This is a genomic window from Halorubrum ezzemoulense DSM 17463 (genome assembly GCF_002114285.1).
Classification (GTDB): Archaea; Halobacteriota; Halobacteria; order Halobacteriales; family Haloferacaceae; genus Halorubrum; species Halorubrum ezzemoulense.
This window is the reverse complement of sequence record NZ_NEDJ01000096.1, coordinates 1-9,079: the sequence shown is the minus strand read 5'-3', so window position 1 is coordinate 9,079 and position 9,079 is coordinate 1. Positions and strand designations below refer to the sequence as shown.

The following is a 9,079-nucleotide window of genomic DNA, read 5'->3' as shown; positions in this document are numbered from 1 at the left end:
GTCAGAGGTGTATGGCAGCCAGCGACCGAGCTGTTCCTCGACGGCCTCGACCTTCTCGTCCGCGGTCCCGTCGCTCGCCCGCTTGTCGTCGATCTTCAGGACCGTCGAGACGCGGTCGCCGTCGACCGCGTCGTGGGCCGCCGCCGCGGCCGCGAACAGCGTCTCGGCGTCGTCGGCCTCGATCACGGTCCCCATCGGGTTCGTCTCGTAGCTCACGTCGAAGTCGTCGAGCGCGGCGACGGCGGCCGCCACCTCCTCGGCCATGCTCTCCTCGACCACCGGGGCGACGCTCAGCATCGCGATGGCTGTCATGGGCGGGGATGCGCCGCGGACTCACTTAAGCGGTCGCGCGGGCGACGACGCCCGAGTTCGCCTCTCCCGCGGCGACCTACTCCAGCGCGTCGCGCAGGAAGGAGAGCTGGTGCCCGATCGCGCCCTCGAAGTCGTCGCCGAGCACCGAGAAGTGGTCGGCGGGCATGGCGACGACGGTCCCGCGCGAGAGCCGCTCGCCGGCGTCCGCGACCGACTCGGCGTCAACGATGTTGTCGTCGGTCCCCGCGAGCAGCAGCGTCGGCGCGTCGACCTCGTCGAGTCGCGTCACGGGGCGGTAGCCGACGAGCCCGAGCAGCGACCGGGCGGGGGTCTCGTTGCGCCACGCCGACTCGCGGTCGACGAGGTCCAGGTACTTCCGCTTCGTCCCCGGCTCCGTGATCGCCGCGCGCTCGTCCGTCCCGCCGACGATGGGGACGGTGCGACCGCGACCGACCCGGTGCCCGACGAGGTCGCGGAGCCCTGCGATGCCGGAGCGGAGCAGGTACCGCCCGCCGCGTCGGCGGGCGATCGCGCGCCCGTCGAGCATCGGGACGAGGCCCACGACCGCGTCGACGTCCCGGCGCTCCGCGGCGAGCGTCAGGACGTGCGCGGCCGACAGCGACGCGCCCCACAACACGAGGTCGTCGCCCGCGTCGTCGAGGCGGCCCGCGCGGTCGATCGCGGCCTCGTACGCCGCGCGCTGGCGGGCGAGGTCGACCGTCTGCGAGTCGCCGTCCGACTCGCCGAACTCCGGGTGATCGACGAGGAGGGCGGCGTAGCCCGCGTCGGCGAACCGCTCCGCGACGGCCGGGTAACCGAAGGTGCGCTCCGCGCCGAGCCCGGGCGCCATCACGACGATCGGCGGGTCGTCGGCGTCGCCGCCGGGCAGGTACGGCGTCCCGCGACAGGTCGCTCCGTCGGCGTCGAACGCGACCGCCCGGGTGGCGAACCGCTCTCGGGCCGGGCGCGCGAGGCGGCGCTGCGCTCGGTTGACGGGATGTCGGCGGGTCACCGGTCGCCCTCCGGATCCGCCTCGGACGCGTCCGGTCCGCCGGACGCGCCCGGGGGTTCGCCCTCCGCCTCGGTCTCGTTCAGCGTGTCGAGCACACGGGCCGAGAACTCCGTCTCGGAGATCTCGTAGCGCGCGAGCGCCTCGAACCACTCCGCCTCGGCGTGCCACGTCCCGAGGACATCGCCGGGAGACCGCACGACCGTGCCCTCGACGCGGACGGGGTCCCACTCGTCGGCCTCCGCGCGGTCGATGAGCGCGTTGAGCGCGCGCCCGATCTCGCCGCGGTGGACCTCGCGGCCGGGGAAGGCGGTCATGTACGTCAGCTCCAGCAGGTCGCCCCCGTCGATCGATTCGACGCTGACGCCGTAGCTGCGGAGCGCCGGCTCCACGTCGGCCGTCCGCTCGTCGCCGGTCATACCCTATCCGTCGGCGGGACGGGATAAATCGGTACCGGCACACGCCGGCGGCGCCGCCGCTGGGATGGTACGGTCAGACGAAAGCCGCGGGCGGGGGACGACCGCCGAGTGGCGGCCGCAGATAGGTTGTCAGAGGCACACGATTGTCCCGCGCGGCCAACTTGGTGTAACCCGTGGAGTGGTATAAACGCTCGGGCCGGAGACCATTTATGCTGCTCCCGCTCCTGTGTGTAGTCACATGCTCACCGCGGCCGCGACGGCGCTGACCCGAACCGACGACACCGCGGGCGTTGTCCTCGTCGGCGGCGCCGTGACCCTGCTGGCGTGGGTGCTGACGCCGGCGTGGCTCGTCGGCGTCCTCTTCGTCAGCCCGGCGGTCGCCGCGGCGGCGCCGGTCGCGCTCGCGCCGTGGCTCGTCGCGCGGGGGTACTTCGTCCGGGTGACTCGAAGCGCGATCCAGACCGGTGAGGCGACGGGCACGCCCTCGCTGGTCGCGTGGGGGGAGTTGGTCAGAGACGGCGTCAAGTCGGTGCTGCTGTCCGCGGCGCTGCTCGCGCCGCTCGCGGGGGGGCTCGCGGTCGCCGGAGGCGTCGTCACGGCCCTCATCGAGGGGCCGGTCGACCCGGCGGCGACAGCGACGGCGGTCGAGTCGGCGCTCGGGCCGGGCGGGCCGGCGGTCGTCGCGGTCGCGGCCGTCGGCGTCGTCGCCGCCCTCGTCGGGGCGTACCTCCTCGCGTTCGCGTACGTCCGCCCGGCGGCGCTCGCCGCGTTCGCCGCCTCCGGGCGGCTCAGGGACGGGTTGAGTCCGCAGACGGTGGCCGACATCGCCGCGACGGGCCCGTACGCCACCGGGTGGACGCTCGCCGCCGGGGCGCTCGCCGTCGGGTACGCCGTCGCGGCGCCGACGGCGCCGCTGGTCGTCGGCGTCGCGCTCGCCTTCCTCGTCCGCGTCGTCGCACACGGACTCTACGGGCGGGGCGCGGCCGCCGCCATGGCGGGTGGCCCCGACAGCCGGACGGAGCCGGGCGTTACGGAGGCTCACATCGCCACGGACGCCGGTGGCCGAGCGCTCCGCGAAACGGGTGCGACGCACGGTGATGTGACGGCTCGTGGTGACGTGGCGACCCGCGGCGACGCGATAACTCGCGGCAACGCGACGGCTCGGGGCGGCACGGAGACTCGCGGCAAGGTGGCGGCTCGGGGCGGCACAGCGGCTGCCGAGGTCGGCCGCGGACGCGACGCCCCGTCGGTTCCCGCCGTGTCCGGCGACGGCGGGCGGCCGATGCGGAGCGAGCCGCCGGCCGCGGTCCAGACCGGTCGAACCGTGCCGATCGAGGGCGGAGATGACCCGGCCGACGCGACCGCGGAGGTCAACGCGGACGCCGCCGAACCGGACGGGACGGACGCCGACGAGCCCGACGCCGCCGGCCCGGACGGCGGCTTCGTGTGGGGGCCGCGGCTCTCCGACGCGGAAGACAAGAGTTGATACGGTCCCGAGCGAACGCTCGGACATGCGCATCTCCGGGCGGGGGTACGGCGAAGAGGGCCGGGAACGGCTCACGCTGGTCCCCGAGAACGTGGACGACCTCTGGCACCTCGCGCACGTCCTCGAACCCGGGGACCTCGTCGAGGGCGACACCACCAGACGTATCCAGCGGAACGACGACCAGATGCGGGACACCGGCGGGCAGCGCGAACACATCTTCGTCACCCTTCAGGTGGAGGACGTGGAGTTCGCGCGGTTCGCCAACCGCCTCCGCGTCTCGGGCGTCATCGTCGGCTGCTCGCGGGAGGACCAGCTCAACGCCCACCACACGCTCAACGTCGAGGAGCACGACGAGATAACCGTCGAGAAGCACTTCAAGCCCGACCAGACGGAGCGGTTGGAGGAGGCCACCGAGGCCGCGGAGAACCCCGACGTGGCCATCGCGACCGTGGCAGAGGGCGCGGCGTACGTCCACACGGTCCAGCAGTACGGCACGGAGGAGTACGCCTCGTTCACGAAGCCGACCGGCAAAGGCGAGTTCTCTCGCCCCCGCGAGGAGCTGTTCGCGGAACTCGGCGAGGCGCTCGCGCACCTCGACGCCGACGCCGTAATCTTGGCCGGGCCCGGCTTCACGAAGAACGACGCCCGCGACTACGTCGACGAGGAGTTCCGCGACCTCTCCGACCGGATCACCACCGTCGACACCTCCGCGGCCGGCGACCGCGGCGTCCACGAGGTGCTCAAGCGCGGCGCGGTCGACGAGGTCCAGAAGGAGACCCGCATCTCGAAGGAGGCGAGCCTCATCGACGAGCTGACCGAGAACATCGCGACGGGCGAGAAGGCGACGTACGGCCCGGACGACACCGCCGAGGCCGCCGAGTTCGGCGCGGTCGAGACGCTGCTCGTCGTCGACGAGCGCCTCCGCACGGAGCGGCAGGGGGACGGCGACTGGGAGATCGACGTGAACGCGGTGATCGAGTCGGTCGAGCAGCAGGGCGGCGACGTGGTCGTCTTCTCTTCGGAGTTCGCGCCGGGCGAGCAGCTCGCCAACCTCGGCGGTATCGCCGCGATCTTACGCTACCGGCTCCAGTGAGCGGCTGACAGTCGAGGTGCGGTGGCGCGTGCCTGCGAGGCCGCCTCGCGGCCGAGCCGCACGCGCGAGGGAGTCGCTGGCGCCGCCGGCGCCAGCGACGAGGCTGGGGAGGCGTGAGGCGCGCGGCCGGGGCTTCGGCGGTCGTGCTCGGGTCGGTGACCGCGCATCGCCGAGCGGCCGGGGCTTCGCTATGCTCGGTCAGGGGGTCGCTCGTAGCGACGACAGTCACGTATCGCGTTCGGGGAGCGGCCGTGACCTTATCAGAGCGCGTCGCCAATCCCGGGTCGATGGCGGACCGATCCGGCGGTGACGAGAGCGTCTCGACGACCGCCGACCGCGAAGGCGCTGACAACGCGGACGCCGACGCGTTCCCCGACTCCGAGACCCTCCCCGACGACCTCGACGACGCCGGCGTCGACGAGGAGGTGAAGCGCCGGCTCCGCGAGGCGTACCTCAACGACGAGGAGAACGCGCTGATCGTCACTCGGGTACGCTCGGTCGGCGACCGAGTGGTCGTCGAGATGCGTCCGCCGCACGGCGACGCCACGCACACCGAGCGGTTCGACGCGCCCCGCGACGGATCGCTTCAGGAGTCCGAGGAATTCCTCGGATTTCTGGACGCCGCGGGCGTTTCGCCGCTCGACGTCGACGAGCTCGTCGGCACCCGCGTGCCAGCGACGTACGACTCGGAGACGGGCTGGCGGGTCGACGCCGCGTACCGCGCCGCTTCGGAGGCGGACGGCGGGAGCCGGTTCGCGGACGCCCGCGAGTGGCTGTGGACCTACAAGGCCTGGCTGTTGGCCGCGCTGCTCGTCGGCGGCGAGTTGGCGTTCGTCGCGGTGATCATCCTGTTGTACGCCTGACTCCGGGGGCGCGGCGCGTCGGCTCAGAGCACCCGGAGTCGATACCCCTCGGCTGCGGTCTCGTCGGTGACGCGGCCCGTTTCAAGCGCCGTGTCCAGGACCTCGGCGACGAACTCCTTCGGCACCTCGACGCCGATGAAGTCGGTCCCCTCGCGAGCGGTCGTGAGGCGCGCCATCGTTCGCTTCGTGCCGTCGTCGTTGTAGACGCTCCCGACGCGCTCGCCGCCGCGGCGGAACCGCAGCGTCACGTCGGTCGGTTCGAGCGCGTCGAAGCGCACCTCGAACACCCGGTCGTCGCCCTCCAGCCGCGCGAGCATCGCGCCGTCGTGTTCGATCACGGTCGTCTCCATACCCCCGTTACGGGCTCGACGCACATAACGGCGACACGCGATCGACGGGTGCGCTCGGAGGGGACGGGGCCGCGTCACCCCGAGTTCTCGGCGTCGAGGTAGCCAATCACCGCCTGCGGCGCCACGACGCCGACCAGTATCAGCACGCCGATCAGGACGGTGTCGCTCAGGCCCGTCGCGACGCGACCGCCGTACGCCAGCGCCAAGCCGGCCGCCATGAACAGGAGGATGACCGCGTTCTCTCGGGAGACCATAGGCAGACGTGGCGACGCCGATTACAAGAGTCTTGTCGGAGTCACTTCCCCCAGAAGGGGTCGCGCTTCCGGCGCGTCTCCAAGTAGCCTTGGAGGGCCTCGCGCTCGTCTGCGGTGATCTCCTCTTTTAATTCCTGTTCGAGGATCTTCGCGTGCTTCTCTGGCACCTCGGTCCAGAGGGTGTCGCCCTCCTCGATGCCGCGGCCGACGGTCGGGCCGTCGATAGCGATGCTGACGCGCTCGCCGGCGCGAGCCTCGTCGACGTCGTCGCCCTGTTTCTGGATCCCGGAGAGGTCGCCGACGCGCTCGAACTCGTTGCCCTCGAAGTAGCCGACGTTGCGGTTGTTCTGGAGCGTGCCGGAGATGATCTCGACGCCGACGACCGCGGGGTCGTTCTGCCGGAACGTGTGGTCGGGGAGGATGCGGAAGCGGGCCGGACGGACCACTTTGTCCAGCACCGTCTCCTGTTGCGCGCGCTGCTTCTCCTCGACGTAGCGCTCGTAGTCTTCGACCAGCTGGTAGATGACCTCGTTTTTGAACAGCTTCACGTCCGCGTTCTCTAAGTCCGACTCCGCGTTCTTGAGGAGGTCGACGTTGAACCCGAGGATCGCCTTGTGTTCGTCCTGGTTCGCCGTCTCGGCGACCGCGATGTCGCGCGGCGCGATGTCGCCGACCTCGGCGCGCAGGATCGGGACCTCCGCCTCGCGGAGGGCGTTCGCCATCGCCTCCAGCGAGCCGAGCGTGTCCGCCTTGACGACGACACCGTTGTCGGCGGTCTCGACCTCTATCTCGGCGAGTTCGGCCTTCCCTTCCTCGATGACCTGATCGGCGGTGCGGTCGCGGACGACCCGGACCGGCGCGCCCGCCATCGCCTGGTCGAGGTCGGGCGCGGCGATCTTCACGCCGGCCGCGGCGCCGATCTCGCCGACCTTCTCGAACTCCTTTTCGGTGCGGATCTCCGCGAGCGGCCGCGGACGGAGCAGCGCGCGGATCTCGGTGACGATCGGCTCGTTCTGTCCGCCGACCACGATGGTGTCGCCGTTCCGGATCACGCCGTCGTAGACGACGGTGTCGACGGTCGCGCCGAACCCCCGCTCGTCTTTCACTTCGAGGACCGTCCCCTCGCCGGGCCCCGTGACGTCGATCGCCATCTCCTCTTTCATGAACCGCTGGGAGAGACCCATGAGGACCGTCAGGAGGTCCGGGACGCCCTCGCCGGTGAGCGCCGAGAGCGGGACGACGCCGATGTTCTTCTGGAAGTCCTGGACGCGCCAGTAGAGGTCGGCGGAGAAGCCGGCGTCGGACAGCTGGCCGATAATCTCGTAGAGGTTCTCGTCGAGCATGGACTTCGCGCGCTCCGACTGCGCCTCCATGCTCTTCTGGATCGGTTCGCCGTCCTGCGGGTTCCACCCCGGCGTCGTGTCGGCCTTGTTGGCCGCGACGACGAACGGCGTCCCCGTCCGCCGGAGGATGTCTATCGCCTCCTCCGTCTGCGGCTGGAAGCCGTCGTTGACGTCGACGACGAGCACCGCGATGTCGGCGAGCGCGCCGCCGCGGGCGCGCAGCGTCGAGAAGGAGTGGTGGCCCGGCGTGTCGATGAACAGCAGGCCGGGGAGGTCGAAGTCGGACGGGTCGATCAGCTCGCCCGCCATGCCGGAGATGGTGTCGAGCGGGATGTCCGTCGCCCCGATGTGTTGGGTGATCGCGCCGGCCTCGCCCTCGCTGACGGCGGAGCCGCGGATCGTGTCGAGCAGGCTCGTCTTGCCGTGGTCGACGTGACCCAGCACGGCGACGATGGGGGTTCGCAGGGTGTCCGCGTGTGTGTGGTCGGTCATATGTGATCGCCCCGAGAAGGTTATAGCCACCATTCGTTCCGGCCGTCAGTTAAGCCTTTCAAAACGCCGCGGTGATCCGCGGCGGCGAAACCGGTGCCCAGTCACCGAGCGCCCGGCGCCGAGCCCGTCCGCGTCGGTCGCCCGTCGGACGGCCCGTGGCGTTTAAGACCGTCGCCCGGGACCGTGCGGGTATGGTCGACATCCTCGCGGAGAACCTCTCCGGGAAGGCGGTGATGAGCGCCGACGGCACGGAGCTCGGGGACCTGTACAACATCACGATGAACCTCGAGTCCGGCGAGCTGAACCACCTGCTCGTCAGCCCGCACGAGCAGCTCAGGAGCGAGCGCGTCGACTTCGACGTCGACGAGATGGGGCGGCTCCGGGTCCCGGTCGCGAACGTACAGGCGGTGAAAGACTACATCGTCGTCGCCCGCTGATGCAGGTCCTCGACTCGTCCGCGTTCATCCACGAGTACACGACCGACGAGGACGTGGTCTCCATCCCGGCGGTCCACGACGAACTGACAGGCGAGGTCGCGCTCCGGTTCGACGCGATGGAGGGCTCCGGGATGACCGTTCACGTCCCGGCGCCCGAGGCGGTCGACCGAGTCCGCCGGGCCGCGAAGGGGTCGGGCGACGCCGCTGAGCTGTCCGACACCGACATCCGGCTCATCGCGACCGCGCTGGAGCTTCACGGGACGCTCGTCACCGACGACTACGCGATGCAGAACGTCGCCGAGCGGCTCGACCTCCCGGTCGAGCCCATCGAGCGCGATGGGATCACCGAGGAGCGCGAGTGGCGCTTCCAGTGCGTCGGCTGCAACCGCACCTTCGACGAGAACAAGGAGCGGTGTCCGATCTGCGGCAGCGACCTGACGCGGAAAAACCCCGCGTGACCGGGCCGTCGGAGCGCCGCGGCGCGAGTCGTTTCCTCGCGCTCCCGAGCCGCGTGCGACCGGTCCGCACCCGACCGACCGATTGAACAGGCGCCCCGCCGACCGACCGGCATGAACGCCTTCGAGGAGCTGTCGCCGGACGCGCTCCGATCCGGGCGGGCGGACGCGCTCGACGACGCGGTCGCGACCGCGCTCGCCGCCCACCCGCTCGACGGTGTCGAGACCGAGTACCCCCACTATCGGGGTGCCGTCGAGGGGCCGGAGGCGCCGCCGCCCCCGTCGGAGGACCACCCCGTCTTCTACGGCTGTTTCGACTGGCACTCGGCGGTCCACAGCCACTGGGCGCTCGTCCGCGCGCTGCGGCTCGTTCCGCACCACCCGGACGAGGCCGATATCGCTGCCGGGATCGACGAGCGACTGGCTCCCGAGAGCGTCGCGAGCGAGGTCGCCTACCTCGACGAGAACCCCGGCTTCGAGGAGCCGTACGGCTGGGCGTGGCTGCTCCGGCTCGCCGCCGAACTCGACCTGTGGGACGACCCGCGCGCCGACGCGTGGCGCGAGAC

General features: G+C 71.4%; 12 protein-coding genes. 6 read left to right on the top strand and 6 right to left on the bottom strand.

Going from position 1 to position 9,079, the window contains the following annotated elements:
- From B9H04_RS16540 to B9H04_RS16530, 3 genes are all read right to left on the bottom strand, one after another.
- On the bottom strand, positions 1 to 312 hold a 312-nt coding region (locus B9H04_RS16540; protein ID WP_085682871.1), incomplete at its 3' end, for an MTH1187 family thiamine-binding protein.
- 76 nt (positions 313 to 388) lie between these two features.
- A complete protein-coding gene (locus B9H04_RS16535; RefSeq protein ID WP_085682870.1) occupies positions 389 to 1,324 on the bottom strand; it encodes an alpha/beta hydrolase in 936 nt (311 codons plus the stop codon).
- Positions 1,321 to 1,740 (bottom strand): hypothetical protein, encoded by a 420-nt coding sequence (locus B9H04_RS16530; protein ID WP_049930903.1) that lies wholly within the window; start codon positions 1,738 to 1,740, stop codon positions 1,321 to 1,323. Before B9H04_RS16530 ends, B9H04_RS16535 begins: the two co-directional genes overlap by 4 nt.
- Before the next feature lie 238 nt (positions 1,741 to 1,978).
- On the opposite strand from B9H04_RS16530, the gene B9H04_RS16525 reads away from it, so the two are divergent.
- The 3 genes from B9H04_RS16525 (at position 1,979) to B9H04_RS16515 (ending at position 5,182) form a co-directional block, all read left to right on the top strand.
- Positions 1,979 to 3,226: a DUF4013 domain-containing protein gene (locus tag B9H04_RS16525; RefSeq protein ID WP_049930901.1), complete on the top strand. Its 1,248-nt coding sequence runs from the start codon at positions 1,979 to 1,981 to the stop codon at positions 3,224 to 3,226.
- 25 nt (positions 3,227 to 3,251) lie between these two features.
- Positions 3,252 to 4,319 carry an mRNA surveillance protein pelota gene (locus B9H04_RS16520; protein ID WP_085682869.1) on the top strand — a complete coding sequence of 356 codons (1,068 nt, stop codon included), beginning with the start codon at positions 3,252 to 3,254 and terminating at the stop codon, positions 4,317 to 4,319.
- Positions 4,320 to 4,606: 287 nt separating this feature from the next.
- Positions 4,607 to 5,182: a hypothetical protein gene (locus tag B9H04_RS16515; RefSeq protein ID WP_049930897.1), complete on the top strand. Its 576-nt coding sequence runs from the start codon at positions 4,607 to 4,609 to the stop codon at positions 5,180 to 5,182.
- Positions 5,183 to 5,205: 23 nt separating this feature from the next.
- On the opposite strand, the gene B9H04_RS16510 is transcribed toward B9H04_RS16515, so the two are convergent.
- The 3 genes from B9H04_RS16510 to infB form a co-directional block, all read right to left on the bottom strand.
- Positions 5,206 to 5,532: a hypothetical protein gene (locus tag B9H04_RS16510; RefSeq protein WP_049930895.1), complete on the bottom strand. Its 327-nt coding sequence runs from the start codon at positions 5,530 to 5,532 to the stop codon at positions 5,206 to 5,208.
- A 74-nt stretch (positions 5,533 to 5,606) separates the two neighbouring features.
- Positions 5,607 to 5,786, bottom strand: a complete 180-nt coding sequence (locus B9H04_RS16505) for a hypothetical protein (protein WP_049930893.1) — start codon at positions 5,784 to 5,786, stop codon at positions 5,607 to 5,609.
- Positions 5,787 to 5,827: 41 nt separating this feature from the next.
- Positions 5,828 to 7,621, bottom strand: a complete 1,794-nt coding sequence (infB, locus tag B9H04_RS16500; RefSeq protein ID WP_085682868.1) for a translation initiation factor IF-2 — start codon at positions 7,619 to 7,621, stop codon at positions 5,828 to 5,830.
- A gap of 191 nt (positions 7,622 to 7,812) precedes the next feature.
- Here infB and B9H04_RS16495 point away from each other — a divergent pair, with 191 nt between their 5' ends.
- From B9H04_RS16495 to B9H04_RS16485, 3 genes are all read left to right on the top strand, one after another.
- Complete coding sequence (locus tag B9H04_RS16495) at positions 7,813 to 8,058, top strand: PRC-barrel domain-containing protein (protein WP_049930889.1); 246 nt, start codon at positions 7,813 to 7,815, stop codon at positions 8,056 to 8,058.
- A complete protein-coding gene (locus B9H04_RS16490) occupies positions 8,058 to 8,516 on the top strand; it encodes an NOB1 family endonuclease (protein ID WP_049930887.1) in 459 nt (152 codons plus the stop codon). Before B9H04_RS16495 ends, B9H04_RS16490 begins: the two co-directional genes overlap by 1 nt.
- 111 nt (positions 8,517 to 8,627) lie before the next feature.
- Positions 8,628 to 9,079 (top strand): DUF2891 family protein (locus B9H04_RS16485; RefSeq protein ID WP_139835140.1); only part of this gene is annotated, 452 nt, incomplete at its 3' end.

What these genes read in the sequence shown, in the direction of transcription:
- B9H04_RS16530 (WP_049930903.1), bottom strand. Translation starts at nt 1,740, where the DNA reads ATGACCGGCGACGAGCGGACGGCCGACGTGGAGCCGGCGCTCCGCAGC.
- B9H04_RS16525 (WP_049930901.1), top strand. Translation starts at nt 1,979, where the DNA reads ATGCTCACCGCGGCCGCGACGGCGCTGACCCGAACCGACGACACCGCG.
- B9H04_RS16520 (WP_085682869.1), top strand. Translation starts at nt 3,252, where the DNA reads ATGCGCATCTCCGGGCGGGGGTACGGCGAAGAGGGCCGGGAACGGCTC.
- B9H04_RS16515 (WP_049930897.1), top strand. Translation starts at nt 4,607, where the DNA reads ATGGCGGACCGATCCGGCGGTGACGAGAGCGTCTCGACGACCGCCGAC.
- B9H04_RS16510 (WP_049930895.1), bottom strand. Translation starts at nt 5,532, where the DNA reads ATGGAGACGACCGTGATCGAACACGACGGCGCGATGCTCGCGCGGCTG.
- B9H04_RS16505 (WP_049930893.1), bottom strand. Translation starts at nt 5,786, where the DNA reads ATGGTCTCCCGAGAGAACGCGGTCATCCTCCTGTTCATGGCGGCCGGC.
- infB (WP_085682868.1), bottom strand. Translation starts at nt 7,621, where the DNA reads ATGACCGACCACACACACGCGGACACCCTGCGAACCCCCATCGTCGCC.
- B9H04_RS16495 (WP_049930889.1), top strand. Translation starts at nt 7,813, where the DNA reads ATGGTCGACATCCTCGCGGAGAACCTCTCCGGGAAGGCGGTGATGAGC.
- B9H04_RS16490 (WP_049930887.1), top strand. Translation starts at nt 8,058, where the DNA reads ATGCAGGTCCTCGACTCGTCCGCGTTCATCCACGAGTACACGACCGAC.